Raw genomic sequence first — 14,951 nt, forward strand, 5'->3', positions numbered from 1 at the left:
TCACCCCACAAACCAACAAACCTTTCCCTCTTTAATTCTGACGCCCCCGAGACAGGACCTTAACAGCTGTTAAGTCGTCAGTCCCGAGGGGGCGGAACAGTACGCAGTCTCTCAAACTTAACAGCTGTTAAGCTGCAGATCGTCGCCCAATCAATGCCATGACCATCGGCCCACAGGAAAACTCACCGGCCGCAGCTTTGGCAGTCAGAGCTCGCAAGTATCCACCAGGCGATCTGATGTCCTCAAAGCGTTCCAGCATGGCAGCAACAACGATCGACGCTTGCTCCGGACCCATGAACCGCTGTGCTTCTTCCCATGCAGACGCACTGATCCCCATGGCTGGCCGCACATGGCACGCCGCATCGAAGAGCTGATGCCAATGCCAGATCTCACCTTGGTAGAAGGTCTTGAGCGAGGGACATGCCGCAATCACTAGGTGGAGCGGGATCTTTGGCAGGTGTCTTGTGACCTGTTCATCAACGTCAGCCACCGGCTCATTCGTATCCACATCTGGCACACTCGCCGCCGCCCCGCTTTCTTCTAAAGCAGGTTCAAGATCTATAGATTCTTTATTTGAATTATGGTGGTGACGCTCAGATTGGGCATCATTGGTGTTCATTTCTTCTGTTTCAGGGCCATCAATGATGTTGCGTGCCTGGTCAAGGAGAGCTTCAAGGTCGGCTCGATAGGCCGCAAGGTCCTCAATTGAAAGCTTGCGGCGAAGCGCGCGGGCTGTGAGGGCGGCCTTGTCGCGAAGCTGATCCCAGAAGCCTAGGCCGGGCTGCATCTCGTCTCCGAACTCGGCGAGGGCCGCGAGATCGCGTCGCATGAGGCTTACTACCTCTCTCAGGCGCCTGACGCGCTCCTCGGCCTCACGTACGGCCTCTGCGGCCCGTGCTATCTCCTCGGACTGACAGTAGAGCGGGGAAAGATCGAAGCCAAAGGCAACGCGATCTTCGCCGTGCTTGCGGATGTAACGCTTCCCATTGGGGCTATCACGCCGCTGGAGCAAGCCAGCCTCGACAAGACGCGCGAGGTGACGACGCATCGTGGAGCAGGGCATACCATTCAGGCGCTCACAGATCGCCTTGTTCGAGGGGAAGACGACCATTTCGGCGTTCCCGCCAAGCGCATCGTCCGGAAAGAAGCTGAGGAGCCCCTGCAAAACCGTCAGATTACGTTCCGAGACCCCAAAGGCCGCTTGCGCCTTAGAGAGCTCGCGCAGGAGTTCCCACTTGTTAACGGGTCTGGCTGGAACAGACGCCTCGGGTCGCTCAATGACGCGCAAATGGGCGTGGGAAATCGGCCGCATAAACGGCGAGATTGGTGTGTACTCCATGAAAATATCCACGAAGACAAAAAATCTAGGGCCGGCGAATCGCTTTGCGCTTGCGGGGTAGGGGCCAGAACGCTACATTCAGAAGTGCGAAAACTGAGATTTTGTAGCGGGCTGATCCCGGTGCGAAACCTTACAAAGGTCTCGTGAAGCTAGCTTCTCGGGGCCTTTTTCTTTTTGCCTGTATCGTGCCTCCTTCTTGTTGGTTGCTCTTCCTCAGTCTCCTGAACGCTTCCAGCGCTCATGAAGCTCGGTAATCAGCTTTGGGGCGTTGCCCTCCAACCAGCTGATAAAATCAGGTTCATCCGTAGTCAGATCGAGTTTAAGCTGCTTGCCTTGGCGGCCGGTCTTGACCGCCGCAGCACCGACACCGGGGATCGCCAAAGCAGGCACGCCCTTTCTAGACGGGCTTGCTTTCTTCTCTGCGCTCTTCGCAGCTGCTAGAACTGCGAGAAACGCACGCTCAGAAACCTCATCGACCGAGCCGGAACTTTCGGACTTGGCTGCATGAGCTACGGTTTGCAGTTGGCCTCGATCACCGTCGTATGCACCCAAAGCCTTTTTGAGCTCTTCCCATCTCGGGCGACCAATCCCGGGAGCCGCACCAATTGCCTGGATGAGTTCCTCGCCGACTGTCCGAACGACACTCAAGAGTTGTGAAACCCCAGCTTCGTGGAGGTTAAGGACTTCAGCGACACCTCGATTGGTGCGCTCAGCCCCTTCCAAATGATCACCGTCCAGAAGCGCCGTCGCAACGAGCGCACGCTCAATAAAGCTCAGATCACGACGCTCTTGGTTCTCGAGAAGCTGATCTCGAAGCGCTTGATCACCCTCAACCTCTGTGACGATGGCTCGAACTTTGATACCGAGTTCGCGACATGCTTCCAAGCGTCTTCGGCCATAGATCAGGTTGTAGCGATCGCCTTCCAGTGGGCGGACCAAGACAGGCACACGCTGTCCGTTCTTGGAAATAGAGTTCTTCAGGCCCTCAACTTCAATCTGCAGCCTATCATCCAACCGCCCTTCGGTAACAATCTGCGCCGGATCGATCTCAAATACACCGCCACGCAGTCGGCGCCCTTCAAGAGCGTCAGGAGCGTTACGAAGGGTCTGCAGCGGCAGGCCAAGTTTAGGCTTTCTTGCCATTCCGCCCCCATGTGTTCTGGATGATTTCAGCGATCTCATCGTTCACTGCGTTCATAGATTCGATCGCACGATCAAACGTCTGACGCGTGAAGTCCCGCTTGTCAGCTTCGTAGAGCGTTTGCTTGGTCAAACCGGCATCAGAAATTGCGGTCGATTCAACCATGTGATTGGTCAGGACCGACCTCCCAAACAGCCCGCGAATGAAGGCGATGACTTCGGTTTGTGGCGCGTCGCCGACTTTGTATCGCGTTGGCAAGAATCGCAGCCAATCGAAGCGCAGATTTGCGCCTGCATCCCTGATTACTCCAAGGAGATCCGCAGTCATTCGCAAGAATTGGGACATCGACATAAGGTCAAGCATCTGCGGGTGAACCGTCACGAGGACGCCCGAGGACGCGGAAAGTGCTGACATCGTCAAGAAACCAAGCTGCGGCGGGCAGTCGATCACAACAACGTCGTAGTTCGCTTCAACACTATCGAGTGCGTCATGAACTCTCGCGAAGAACGCCTTCGCTCCGCCTCGCTGGATCGCAGCAGGCGTCTCGTGCTCGAACTCCATGAGTTCAAGGTTGCCCGGGATAAGATCAAGGCCACGGATGTAGGTCTTGCGGATCACTTCGGCGATCGGAACCGGATCGTCATAGCGAACGGCATCATAGAGGGTTCCGCCCTCCATGAGGTCGAGTTCTGGCTGGATTCCGTGAAGAGCCGAAAGTGATGCTTGGGGGTCGAGATCGATCGCAAGAACCCTGTACCCCTTGAGCGCCAAGCGCTGAGCGAGGTGAGCAGACGTCGTCGTTTTGCCGGACCCGCCCTTGAAGTTCACCACTGAAATGACTTGAAGCTCGTCACCGTCGCGACGTCCAGGCACGTAAGTTCCAGACTTTTTTGCGTTTCCTTCAAGCGTCTGCCGGATTTCCCAGATATCGTCGAGCGTATAGCGGCGATGACTTCCAGCCGTCGTCTCGACGTCAACGATCTTTCCTTCTCGATGAAGCTTCCGAAGATAGGTATGGTCGACGCCAAGGAGCTCAGCAGCTTCGCCGCTGGTCAAAGTGCGCATCACCTTCTTTGCATCCGGTGGGAAGTGTGCAGCGCGCTGAGCATGCAGGTTCGACGCGAGAAGTTCCGCGTAGTGTCCGATGGCGATATCTAGATCCTGTTCTGCTTCGCTCATGTCTGCCCCGATCCGTGGGCGCGTTTTTTATGTGACCGCGCGTTATTTTTCGAGACTATTGCCCGACCAACCGGATTCGTGCAAGCACTTTCTAGATTTAGTGGCAATCGGTTGGGCCAACACAAGTGTGATCCTCAGAGGAGCCCCAGCTTTTCAGCACGCTCCAGCAGCATTCTGACCGAAGACGGCTGCCAGCTGGCACGACCTCGAGGGGTGCGTTCACGCATAGACTAAAGCCGGTCGCAGATTGCCTGAAGGGTGATGTCTGGATCCGCGCCCTTGATGCCAGCCACAATCGCAGGCAGGCGGTCGTCGGTTTCGCGGCGTCCGGCGCGGCCAAGCACTGCATCTGGTAGAAACCCGTCGCGCACATACGCCCTCACGGCGCGGAGCAGGCGGCTTTGCGTCCAGCGCCGATCATGGGGCAGGGGGCCATTGATGATCCGCAGGACGTCCTCCCAAGCCATGTCGGGGCGCAGGCGGCGCACATGCGGCACCCAATCCTGCGCTTTCTCGTTCAGTCGCTCCATGTAGCCGTCCTGTCGCGCCAGCCGCACTTTGCGCAGCGCGGCGGGGTCCTTGGCGCGAAGCCCCGGGTTGCCCCCGATGCGCCCTTTGGCGCGTGCCGAAACAAGCCCGGCCTTGGTGCGTTCGCGGATCAGGGCACGTTCAAACTCGGCCGCCGCACCCAGAACCTGCAATGTGAATTTGCCCTGCGGGGATGCAGTGTCGATCGGGTCCTGCAGCGAGCGGAAAAACGCACCCTTGGCCTCCAGTCTTTCGATTACCTCGAGCAAGTGCGTCAGAGACCGTGCAAGCCGGTCGATCCGCACAACGACCAGCGTATCGCCGCTCTGGACGCGGTCGAGCACGCGTGCCAGCACCGGTCGCGCGCGATTGCCGCCTGAGGCATGCTCTTCGAAGATGTCGCGCAACCCGCAGACTGAAGAGCCTCCGACTGGGGCAGGGGGCTCTGATCCTCTGTGGATACATGACGTAATCGCGGGCGCGCAATTTCGGATGTTTGGTGCATTCTGCGATCCTATAATTTTCACAGGAGGATGCCATGAAGACCTTTGCCGCTCTGGATGTGTCGAAAAGGAGTACGTCGATCCACATTGTCGATGAGAATGGGGTTTGTCTTTGGCGGGGAAAGACGCTGACTGATCCCGATGCTCTTGCCGAGGCTCTGTCTCCATTCGCCGACAGCCTTTCGTCGGTTGGCTTGGAAACCGGGTGCTGGACAACCTGGCTCTGGCATGAGTTGACGGATCGAGGGTTTCCAATGGTTTGTATGGATGCCCGTTAGGCGCATGCGGCGCTTTCGATTAGCATTAACAAGACGGACGCCAATGATGCACAAGGGCTCGCACATCTGCTGCGGACGGGCCTCTATCGGGAGGTCCGGGTCAAAAGCTGGGAGGACATGCAGAAACGGACACTGTTGCGTGCGCGCGCCACCATGTTGCGCTGTGTTCTGGACCTTGCCAATGCAATCCGAGGGGCGCTGCGCACCTTCGGTATCTCGCTTCCTGCAGGTTCCGGGAATGGCGGGGCAAAAACCTTCGAGCGACGAGTGGTCGACTATCTTGTCAAACGACCGGACCTGGATGTGATCGTCAGCCCGTTGCTCGAAGCCTGGCGAGCGGGCCGGGCACAGGTAGCGCGTCAGGAAAGCGAAATTCGCCGGATCGTGCGCAATGATCCGCGCTGCCAGTTGCTGATGACGGTGCCCGGGGTCGGGCATCTGACGGCTGTAGGCTATGTTGGCACCATTGGTGATCCCGCAACGTTCAAGTCCGGGCGCATAGCCGCTGCCTGGATCGGATTGACCCCAAGGCGCTACCAGTCGGGCGCGATCAATCAACAGGGCCGAATATCAAGGCAGGGGGACAAGCTGTTACGATCTTACCTGTATGAAGCCGCCGCGCATCTGCTGACCCGCGCGAAGACCGAAAGCGCGCTCCGTCGCTGGGGCCTGAAACTGCGCGAGCGCATTGGGTTCAAGCGGGCAAACGTGGCAGTCGCACGCAAGCTGGCGGTGATCTTGCATGCGATGTGGCGCACCGGGCGTCCATTCGAAGCAGAAGGGTCTGTCCCGGCATAATGTGTCGCAACAAGAAGGGCCCGACGATGTAGGGGCCGCAAAGAGATCCGCTGCTGTGAAGCTGCGGGTGCGTCCACCGGGACGTGAGACATGAGGACTACCGCGATATGCGCGCTGCAATCGGCTTACGGCGAATTGCGCTTGGAGACATAGCGGAGTCCGTTTCGAACCACATGATGCGGCAGTGTTACGACTGACCGCGAAGACAACCCTGACCCCGGCCACGCACACTGCATTCGACACACGGCAGCAGCGCCTTGATGCTGATATCATCGCCTGCGAAAAACACATATTTGTCGTGATGTTTTCCCGGTTCAGGCCGGAGCCTGATATCTGCGATCAGCCGTCTACGAAAACTCCATATAAATCATTTGCCGAAAACAACGCATCGAAATAGGTTTATTGTGATCTCTTCGAAGGATATTGCCATGGGACTGATCGGCTACGCCCGGATTTCGACCATCGAGGGCGCGCAGGTGCTCGACCGCCAGCTTGACGCCCTCAACGCTGCCGGATGCGAGCGGATATTTGAGGATCGTGCTTCCGGTGCGAAAGCCGAGCGCCCCGGTCTTTCGGCTTGTCTGGACTTTTTGCGCAAAGATGACGTGCTTGTCGTGCTTGATCTCGACCGGCTCGGTCGCCTGGCTGGCGAGTTGATCACTCTTATTGACCAGCTGGCTGCAAGGGGTGTTGCATTCCGGGCGCTGAACGCACCGATGGACACGACAACGCCGACGGGGCGCGCTTTCCTTCAGATTCAGGCCGCTTTTGCTGAAATGGAGCGCAACATCATCCGACAAAGGGTAAACGAAGGGCTGATCGCAGCGCGTGCCAGAGGCCGCAAAGGCGGACGGCCCAGGATCATGACCGCTGACAAGCTGCGTTACGCAAAGCATCTCATGGCAGATAGGGCCAGACCCATTCCCGAAATATGCAAGGAGTTGGGAGAGATCAGGCCTTCGACCCTATACCACTACCTGCATGCTGACGGATCCTTGAAGACCGCTGGCCGCGATCTGCTTGAAAATGCCAGGAAGGAAGAAAGTGGCACTTGACCGGAGAGCCGCGATTAGACAACGCGGGCATAGCCTATCAGGGACATGAAATCGGGCCGTTTGCAATTTAAGATATCACTAATAATCGACATGGTGTGATTGCGGCGGCCGCTCTCCGGTGGCGAACGAGGTCCGGTATACTGGCCTCATGGATATATGCCGTGAGGAGAACGACCATGAAATATTATGCCGGACTGGATGTGTCTCTCAAAGAGATTTCGATCTGTGTTGTAGATCAGGACGGGGAAATTGCCATGCTTGGCAGCGTGCCAGCCGATGCAGAAGCCGTAGCAGGATGGTTCAGGAACCGATCTCTTCAGCCGGAGAAAATCGTCCACGAGAGCGGCCAGCTCTCGATTTGGCTGCAACGTGGAATGGCTGAAATTGGTTTGCCAGCTATCTGCATTGATGCCCGCAAAGCACACAAAAGCCTGTCGGCACGTCTCAACAAGTCTGATGCCGCTGATGCGGAAGGTCTGGCGCAACTTGCACGCATGAATTGGTTCACGCCGATCCACATTCGTAGCGAAGATGCTGATCGCCTGCGCAGCCTCATTGGAGCCCGCGAACGTCTGATCCGGCTTCGCAAGGATCTGGAAGGTCATATCCGGGGCATGCTGAAAACCTTTGGCATCCGCATGACCGGGGTTGGACAGGGCAAACAGCGGCAAGGTTTCCGTGACCAATTGGCCGCCGCAGGAGAAGCCGATCCTGTTTTACGTACCATTGCAGATGGATTCATTGCTGCCCACAGCACGCTTTGCCAGGCGACTGCCGATCTGGAACGCGCAGTGCAGGCGAAGGGCAAAAGCCACCCTGTTGCCCGACGCTTGATGACGATCCCTGGGGTTGGCCCGATTGTCTCTCTCAGCTTCGTCGCTTTGGTCGATGACCCAAGGCGGTTCAGCAAATCCTCGGACGTGGGAGCATTCCTGGGCCTGACGCCAAGGCGACATCAATCCGGTGAAATGGATTGGTCGGGCCGTGTTTCCAGGTGTGGAGATGCAGCTATGCGCGGGCTCCTGTTTGAAGCGGCATCCTGCGTAATCCGACAAGTAAAGCGGTTCTGCTCGCTCAAATCCTGGGCCTTGCGACTTGCTGCGCGACGCGGGTTCCGCAAGGCAGCAGTCGCAACCGCACGCAAGATCGCCGTTCTGATGCTGACACTATGGAAGAGCGAAGCCGACTATCAATGGATAAAGGAGGCCACTGCCTGATCTGAATTTCCGCCGCTGAACGGGCGGGAAGCGAAGTCCCGATGGGACGGAGGTTGATTGATCTCGTAAAAACGGTTGGGACGCGGCACGCGGTGCTCATCCCGCAAACGACATTGGAGACGATCTACCACCGAAAACCATCATGAGGCGCAACGCGACCTCGGAGAGAACCATGACCCCCGACGGACAAATCGTTATCCCGCTTGACACAGCCGCAATCAGAGAACCGTTTCGTCGCAGACACTTACAGCCCCGCGGCCTTGGTCAGGTTCACCCGGAACCGGTCGCGGCGGCGCTGGTATCGCCGTGTCATCTCCGCCGAGGCGTGACCAAGCTGCTTCTGGACGTAGCGTTCGTCGATTTCGGCCGAACTGGCGAGGCCTGCGCGCAGCGAGTGACCGGAAAACAGCGCGAGGCGGTCTTTCTCGGGCAGGTCAGCGCGAATACCGCTCTTGAGCACGGTCTGCTTGATGAGGCGGGCAACGTGCTTGTCCGAGAGCCGAGCTCCCAGCGCCTTCTTGCCGTCGCGCGACGTGCGCACGAAGACTGGTCCGAAGTCGATCCGGGCGAAGTGCAACCATTGTTCCAGTGCATGGACGGGGCAGGTCTGGTCGGACGATCCCCTGCCGATCTCGACCTCGCGCCAGCCGGTCTTGGCGTTCAGGGTGAGCAGGGCACCATCGTCGAGGATCTCGATCCAACCGCCTGCGTCGGGAGTGTCGTCCTTGCCGTGATCCAGGCTGACGATTTCCGAGCGACGCAGGCCGCCAGCGTAGCCGATCAAGAGGATGGCGCGATCCCGAAGCCCGCGCAGATCAAAGGGCAGCGTGGCCACCATCGAGAGGATGTCTTCCGCCAGGATCGCTTCCTTCTGGACTGGCGGTCGCGCATGCTTTCGCTTGATCCCGGCCAGCACCGTCGCGATGTGCCGGTTCTTGCGGTCGAGAGTGAACCCTCGCTGCGCGTAGTTCCAGGCGAGACCCGACAGGCGGCGGTCGATAGTGCTGACCGATAGGGGTCGGGACGCCGACTGCGAAGGCGAGGAGCTCGACCCGGAGGCCAGATCCGCGAGATAGAGCCCGATCATCTCCGGTGACGGCGGCAGCGGCTTGGCGCCCTTCATCCGGCACCAACGCGCGAAATGTGCCCAGTCCTTTGCATAGGCCTTCAGCGTGTTCTCGGACGCTGCGGCCCGGGCATAGACGCGGGCGGTATCGACCAGTCGATCGAGCGAGCCAGAACCGGCGACATGGGAGGGCAAAGCAATGCCATCGCTTTCCTCTTGATCTCTCTCGTCGACGCGAGCATCTTCCAGCTCATCAGAGGGCGCTGACGTCGATTTCTCGGTCTCTGAGGGCATTTTCCACTGAATCCGGCAATGATATTGAACTGCTTCGCAGTATATCTTTTTACGTCCGATAAGGCAAACTTATTGGACATAGCGAAGAACTGGAAAGCGGGGCGGTTTGTGTGCTATTTTCTGGCGAAAAGCGCCGCGAAAGTGTAAGCTCTGGGCATGACATTTGCCCGGCCGGATCACATCCACGACCCCGACACATTACCCACAATGCCTGCCTGGGTCACCTCTGCGCGCGCTGAAACCACTGAAGATGTTGTGTTTTTGTCGGGCGCGGCGCTAAGCCACCTGCATCTAGTGTTGGGACGCGAGGAGGTGCCCCAAGCCTTGTTGCGGGAGCGGCTGGCGCTGCGCGCCGCAGAGGTTTGTGTCGCGTTTTCCGGGCGACCGGAAAGGGCAGGGGAGCTGCGTGATGCGCTGCATCTGTTGCGTCCGGGCGATCTGCCTGGACCGGCGGGGGATACCTGCCTCGCCTGGCGGCGTGCGGTGGAGCGACCGGTGTCGCTCAAGGCGCTGTGCCCAGCCGAGCCGACCCTCGAGCAGGCCGCGATCGCAGCATGGCTCGATGCGGGGCAGGGCGCACCGGTAGCTCGTGCCGCGATGGTGCTGGAGACGGTCCTGACGGAAGCGCCGCGCGCTGACGTGCCGGCGTTTATCCTTGCCGACACGGCCCTCGCCCAAGCGCTTGGCTGGGAGCATCTTTTGCCGCTGCTCGCCACAGGCCTGAGACGCGCCGACCTGCGCAAGCAAGGCGATGACCTGCGCCTGGCCTGTCATCGCGCGCTAATCTCATCGGCGACCGAGGCGGTCAGGCAGGCCGCCGACCTCGCGCGTCGGGCCGCGCATCTGATGGCGGTCGCGCCGAAGCTGCGGGCCAAGGGCGCTGGCGACGCGGTTAAAATGTTTCTGACGCGTGATGCGGTCGCGCCGTCTGCCTTGCCGTTGCCGGATCGGGCGGCGCGTCGGCTCTGTGACCGGCTTGTCGATCTGGGCGCTATACGCGAGTTGACGGGCCGCGACATTTTCCGGCTCTACGGGGTCTAGCGATGGCAAAGCATCGCTCTGACCTCGAGCTTGACTGCGAGTTGCCCGACCTGCCGCCTGAGCTGCGCTGGCGCGAGTGGATGCGGCGGATCGAGGCGGTGCTCTTTGCATCGGCCTCGCCGGTGCCGCGCGAAGACCTTGCGCGCGTCGTGGGGCAGGGGGCCTCGGTCGATCTGCTGATCGAAGACCTCGCTGCCGACTTCGAGGGGCGGGCCTTCGAGATCGCCCAGGTCGCCGGCGGCTGGATGTTCCGGACGCGGGCTATCTACGCCCCTGCGATCCGCGCAGCTGCGGATATCGGGGATCAGCTACTCGATCTGAGAGAATTCGACGTCGCGGTCCTGGCCGCTATCGCCTACCACCAGCCGATCACGCGCGATGGGCTGAAGGATATCTTCGGCAAGGAGATCAGCCGTGACCTGATCGGGCGGCGGCATGCGCACGGCCTGATCGGGACCGGGCCACGGTCGCCTCGGCGCGGCGCACCCTACACTTTCGTCACGACCGAGCAGTTCCTTGTTGCATTTGATCTGGAGACTCTCGCGGATCTGCCAGAGCGGGAGCAGTTGGAGGACGCAGGTCTGGATGGCGGGTCATAGGAATGGTGGCGGGCTGGCGATCCCCGTATTGGCCAGACGGTGAGGCATGTCGTGGACATTTCGTAACGCTCCCAATCGTGACTTGTTGAGAGAACTCAGGCTTCGATCCTGAGCCCTCTGAACAGAGCTTCCCAAGGATCCCCATCCTCGGTCATCGCGCCCGGTTCCAGGTGCGCCATGTTCTCGTCGATGACTGCGTTGTGGTAGTTCTTGAGCCAGCTGTATTTGCGCCGCACCGTCGCATTGGGACAGTCGGCGAGACCGCTCTCCACCAACGTTTTGTGCCTACCCAGAAACTCGATCCAGCCGGCGTATTCGCCGTCGAGCTCGCTGAGACTGGCGCGAAGATAGTCGATGTAGTGGAGGCCTGACTCGTCCTGGCGCAGGAGGTTGTTCAGGTGACGCTCTTCATCCTCATAGGAATGTCCTTCCCGCCAGAGCGTTTGGTCCTGCCGGTGGCGTTCGATGACATCTTCATGGATCGCAATGCGCGGGAAGATGACCTCGCCTTCTTCCATGAAATAAGCCCGAACGAGGGCAGGCCCAAACACCGGACCACTGAAGTCGATGCCGAGATGCATAGGGCCGATCGTCATTGCGCCGCGCACCAATATGCCGTTCGCCACGCATTCGATCTGGATGTGCAGCAGATCGATGAGTTCCCAGACCAAAGGGCCGGCCTGGTACTGAGTTTCAATGGTTCTGGTTCTTACGATCGCGTCAGACACGATCTCTGCATGGACTTCGCTGATCATCCGCATCTCGTCGGAGCGGGTGGGTGGCGTGGCATCCCCTTCGGACACCCTGCGAAACATGGAAAGCAAGTGCCTGATCTCTGCACCGCTTCGCGTGTGCAGGAGGTTCCTGAAACCGAGGACATCAAAAAAGGTAACAAGGCATTCTTCGTAGTCGGGGTCGTTCTCGAAATCAGTCATCTCTGATCCATCTTCAGCCGAGGAGCTTCTCCAGCTCTTCCCCTTGGGCGGCATGCTTCTTGGGGTTTTCTGCTTTCAGCTTGTTCACGTTGATGAGCTTCCATCGGACCGCTGGAAGCTCGGCCGCCTGAGGGCGCTCGATCGCGTCGAAGTCGGGATTGCCTTCATGCAGGGTTCTCAGAAACCTCTTCGCGTCCTCATCCATGCGGGATTGGATGTCCGCGATCAGGCGGTCGCGCGTTGAGATCAATTCCGCAAGGTCGACGGCTTCCTTCGTCATGCCCTCGAATTCCCGAGCATAGGGCTGATTCTGATCGATCAGGTTTGGGTTCAGCAATTCGTGCGGCGGGCGTGGTGAACTCGCGACGTAGATCAGAAAAGTACGGAACAACGCGTCGGTAAACCCTTCGTTCTCGTAGAGCAGTTTAACGTCGTAGAGATCCCGCGGGTGCTGGCGATCTAGGGCCGCATGTAGCTTGCCGCCGAACAAATCTTCGAAGGAGACTATGTTCATCGTCGCGTATCCGAACTCTTCTTCGACGGCTTCGGAGACTTCACGTTGTTCCGGATCATGCACGACGCCCCGGGTAACGGGGGAGGTTTCGATCTTGATTTCGGCTGCGCCGAGGCGTGCGAGCGCACGCGTGGCGCCGCCGCCACCGCCGGCAATGCGCTGCGCTTTGGCGCCGGTGATGCCGCCTTCGATGGCAGCGGCAATCCGGTCCATCGTGTCGTTGATCTCAGCGAGGCTTTCGGCGCGGTCTTTGACAGGCAAATAGGTCAAATCGATATCGACCGAGAGGCGTGGAAGGTCGCGATAGAATAGGTTGATGGCCGTCCCGCCCTTGAGCGCAAATATCGCCTCCTTGGCGACATACGGGAGTATGCGCACGAGCAGGGCCACTTGGGCGGCATACTCTTCACGCGCCATGATAACGTTCCTTTCTTACAAACTCTTCGGGCACCATGATCCTGTAGCGCGGATGTATCTTGCCGCCTTTGACCAATGCGCGGTCGCCGCTACCGAGGTCGAACTCTTCCGGATCTAGTCGCTTGCGCCAGGCATGGTCGTGGCGGTCGGCGAACACGAAGAACAGACGTTTGACCTTGATCTTCTTGCAACTTCTGAGCAGTGACGAGAGGGTTCTCGGGCGCAAAGTCGTCAGGCTTTCGAACGCCATGTCGAGGTTGTGAAAGCTCTCCTGATCCGGCAACTCGTCCAGCGCCTCAAAGACCGCGCGTTCTGGGGAGGACATCACCAGTTTCCAGTCCCATGGCAGGGACGATGCTGTTTCTCCCTGATTATCTCGCGCGTCATCGACACCCAACTGCGGGTCGGAGAACAGCGATACGCTGCGTGTGCGGAGTTCGGCGTTGAGCGGCAGTTTTTCGAGCCAGTTGGGGATTTTTGAGCCGTAGAGCCAGACTGTGCTCTTGTCGCCGAGGGAGAGATAGTGCGCATAGCCTTGCAGGCCCAATGCCGTCGCTCCCCCGATATGGACAGGGTAGTGCATGATGTGCTGGAGCGAGAGCAGGCAGGTCTTCCAGTCGAGCGTGTTCGTAGTGGCGCTGCCTGGTGCCGGGCGGCGGAAGACGCCGCGGCCAAGGCGTTCCAGCCAGCCGCGTTGGACATAGGCGTAGGACGAACGCCGGCCTATGCCGTGGTGCTCAAGCCAGGCGGAGTCCACGAGGAACCCCGTGGGGACAGCCTCAAGAAGGCTCTTTAGTTTTTCGTGTTCTTGTCCACTCATGCGCGACACAATGATATTTTTCTAAAGAGGCCGCCACTTGTTTCTGTGATAACCTGTGAGATAGTCCGTCAAGGATCGACAAATTCTGGAATTTTTAAAGAGACTGGTGGTTGTCAGCTCTGAAGCTGACCAGCAAAGCAGGGCGTGGATGCCCTCGGAGGGCTGAGAAGACATCCGGCCATTCGGATCGAACAGTCAGAGCTATGTGCCCCTGTCGAAGCTGCTGCGCCAAACCAGAGTCAGGTTTCACTTTCGATTGTGGCGTTCTTTTGCCCATACAAACGTCGCACCGACGGCAGCATTGGCTTGCTGCACGCTGAACACTTCCGGTTCGAACGCGCCCGCCCATTGCTTTGTATCGCGATGTTCAGGGTGGTGTTTGTCGGTCAGCGCGTCGAGAAACTCTTCGTATGAGTAGGGCCCTCCACAGTCCTCTGGCGAGCACGCTCGCTCTCCGGCAACACAGGCGGGGAAGTCCAGATCTGGTCTTCCGGTTGGTTTGCTAATCTTCTCAACGGTGACGAGATGCCGCCAACCATCGCCGAAATCATAAGTATATGTGAACTGACTGCCTTTCTTGACCAGCTCTCCAAGAGCAAACTTCTTTTCGTCCTTCCGGCCATCGTTTGGGTCCCAGCTGTCGTCACGTTCGTCGCGGGCCTCGAACCTGTCTTCGCCAATCTCGAACTCATGCAGATGATAGTCCTGCCAAGGCATAGCGCCCTGGAGAACGGAATGCAGGATGTCCAAGCTGATGTCATTCGGCACGAGGATCCGGCGCCAGATCGGTGGTTTGATGCCAATAAGTTCGATCTTCAGCTCATTCAAAGTGTGTTCCGCCTGTCTCAATGGCCCTGCCGTTCAAGTAATTTTTGATTCTTAAGCTGAAGCATTCAAGGGGAACATTGGCCCCTCCTGCCCCTTGGTCAGGACCGCGCCCTACTAGGTCGGCTGCACGCAGCCGCCCTCCCCGAGCTGAAACGCCGCTTCTCCCTGCGACGTGCCGCTGGCAGTGCAGTCTCCTCCGGAGCCAGCCCGACCAGCCGTCGCATGGTCGTGGCAACGCTCCATCTCGGCCGTTCCGGTTGGGAGTGGGCAAAACTTGGGGGTGTCTGTGTATGTTGGTGGTTCGTTGAGAGGGGAAGTACCATGGACGTGCGGATTATTGTCGAGACAACCTTCGAGAATGGAACCACAAAGAGGCATTGTCTCGGCCGTCTATCCCGC

General features: G+C 58.9%; 14 protein-coding genes and 1 pseudogene. 6 read left to right on the plus strand and 9 right to left on the minus strand.

Features of this window, described 5'->3' with window-relative positions; translation table 11 throughout:
- Nucleotides 1-127 precede the first annotated feature (127 nt).
- The 4 genes and pseudogenes from repC to ACG74X_RS20345 form a co-directional block, all read right to left on the minus strand.
- Nucleotides 128-1,339 (minus strand): plasmid replication protein RepC, encoded by a 1,212-nt coding sequence (repC, locus tag ACG74X_RS20330; RefSeq protein ID WP_411237149.1) that lies wholly within the window; start codon nucleotides 1,337-1,339, stop codon nucleotides 128-130.
- Between the two features lie 213 nt (nucleotides 1,340-1,552).
- On the minus strand, nucleotides 1,553-2,482 hold the full coding sequence (gene repB / locus ACG74X_RS20335; protein ID WP_411237150.1) for a plasmid partitioning protein RepB: 930 nt from the start codon (nucleotides 2,480-2,482) through the stop codon (nucleotides 1,553-1,555).
- Nucleotides 2,466-3,659: a plasmid partitioning protein RepA gene (gene repA, locus ACG74X_RS20340; protein WP_411237151.1), complete on the minus strand. Its 1,194-nt coding sequence runs from the start codon at nucleotides 3,657-3,659 to the stop codon at nucleotides 2,466-2,468. The genes repB and repA overlap by 17 nt, the downstream gene beginning before the upstream one ends.
- A gap of 134 nt (nucleotides 3,660-3,793) precedes the next feature.
- Nucleotides 3,794-4,692 (minus strand): annotated as a pseudogene (locus ACG74X_RS20345) (recombinase family protein).
- A 33-nt stretch (nucleotides 4,693-4,725) separates the two neighbouring features.
- Between ACG74X_RS20345 and ACG74X_RS20350 the strand changes: the two are divergent.
- From ACG74X_RS20350 to ACG74X_RS20365, 4 genes are all read left to right on the plus strand, one after another.
- Entirely contained in the window at nucleotides 4,726-4,968 is a 243-nt protein-coding gene (locus ACG74X_RS20350) for a hypothetical protein (protein ID WP_411237152.1), read from the plus strand.
- Nucleotides 4,969-4,992: 24 nt separating this feature from the next.
- Complete coding sequence (locus ACG74X_RS20355; protein ID WP_411237166.1) at nucleotides 4,993-5,766, plus strand: IS110 family transposase; 774 nt, start codon at nucleotides 4,993-4,995, stop codon at nucleotides 5,764-5,766.
- A gap of 428 nt (nucleotides 5,767-6,194) precedes the next feature.
- Entirely contained in the window at nucleotides 6,195-6,821 is a 627-nt protein-coding gene (locus ACG74X_RS20360; protein WP_411237153.1) for a recombinase family protein, read from the plus strand.
- A 176-nt stretch (nucleotides 6,822-6,997) separates the two neighbouring features.
- Nucleotides 6,998-8,038: an IS110 family transposase gene (locus ACG74X_RS20365; protein WP_411237154.1), complete on the plus strand. Its 1,041-nt coding sequence runs from the start codon at nucleotides 6,998-7,000 to the stop codon at nucleotides 8,036-8,038.
- Between the two features lie 244 nt (nucleotides 8,039-8,282).
- Here ACG74X_RS20365 and ACG74X_RS20370 read toward each other — a convergent pair whose 3' ends face one another.
- Nucleotides 8,283-9,398, minus strand: a complete 1,116-nt coding sequence (locus tag ACG74X_RS20370; RefSeq protein WP_411237155.1) for a tyrosine-type recombinase/integrase — start codon at nucleotides 9,396-9,398, stop codon at nucleotides 8,283-8,285.
- Between the two features lie 156 nt (nucleotides 9,399-9,554).
- On the opposite strand from ACG74X_RS20370, the gene ACG74X_RS20375 reads away from it, so the two are divergent.
- The gene (locus ACG74X_RS20375) at nucleotides 9,555-10,439 is read left to right on the plus strand and encodes a DUF1403 family protein (RefSeq protein WP_411237156.1); all 885 of its coding nucleotides are present in this window, start codon (nucleotides 9,555-9,557) and stop codon (nucleotides 10,437-10,439) included.
- Between the two features lie 2 nt (nucleotides 10,440-10,441).
- Entirely contained in the window at nucleotides 10,442-11,038 is a 597-nt protein-coding gene (gene scpB / locus ACG74X_RS20380; RefSeq protein ID WP_411237157.1) for an SMC-Scp complex subunit ScpB, read from the plus strand.
- 95 nt (nucleotides 11,039-11,133) lie between these two features.
- On the opposite strand, the gene ACG74X_RS20385 is transcribed toward scpB, so the two are convergent.
- The 4 genes from ACG74X_RS20385 to ACG74X_RS20400 form a co-directional block, all read right to left on the minus strand.
- Entirely contained in the window at nucleotides 11,134-11,973 is an 840-nt protein-coding gene (locus ACG74X_RS20385; RefSeq protein ID WP_411237158.1) for a hypothetical protein, read from the minus strand.
- A 13-nt stretch (nucleotides 11,974-11,986) separates the two neighbouring features.
- Nucleotides 11,987-12,904 (minus strand): nucleotidyl transferase AbiEii/AbiGii toxin family protein, encoded by a 918-nt coding sequence (locus ACG74X_RS20390; RefSeq protein ID WP_411237159.1) that lies wholly within the window; start codon nucleotides 12,902-12,904, stop codon nucleotides 11,987-11,989.
- Nucleotides 12,894-13,724: a type IV toxin-antitoxin system AbiEi family antitoxin domain-containing protein gene (locus ACG74X_RS20395; protein ID WP_411237160.1), complete on the minus strand. Its 831-nt coding sequence runs from the start codon at nucleotides 13,722-13,724 to the stop codon at nucleotides 12,894-12,896. Before ACG74X_RS20395 ends, ACG74X_RS20390 begins: the two co-directional genes overlap by 11 nt.
- Nucleotides 13,725-13,970: 246 nt before the next feature.
- Nucleotides 13,971-14,552, minus strand: a complete 582-nt coding sequence (locus ACG74X_RS20400; protein WP_411237161.1) for a plasmid pRiA4b ORF-3 family protein — start codon at nucleotides 14,550-14,552, stop codon at nucleotides 13,971-13,973.
- Between the last annotated feature and the right edge of the window lie 399 nt (nucleotides 14,553-14,951).

The organism is Marivita sp. S0852 (genome assembly GCF_046591575.1).
In the GTDB taxonomy this organism is placed as follows: domain Bacteria; phylum Pseudomonadota; class Alphaproteobacteria; order Rhodobacterales; family Rhodobacteraceae; genus Marivita.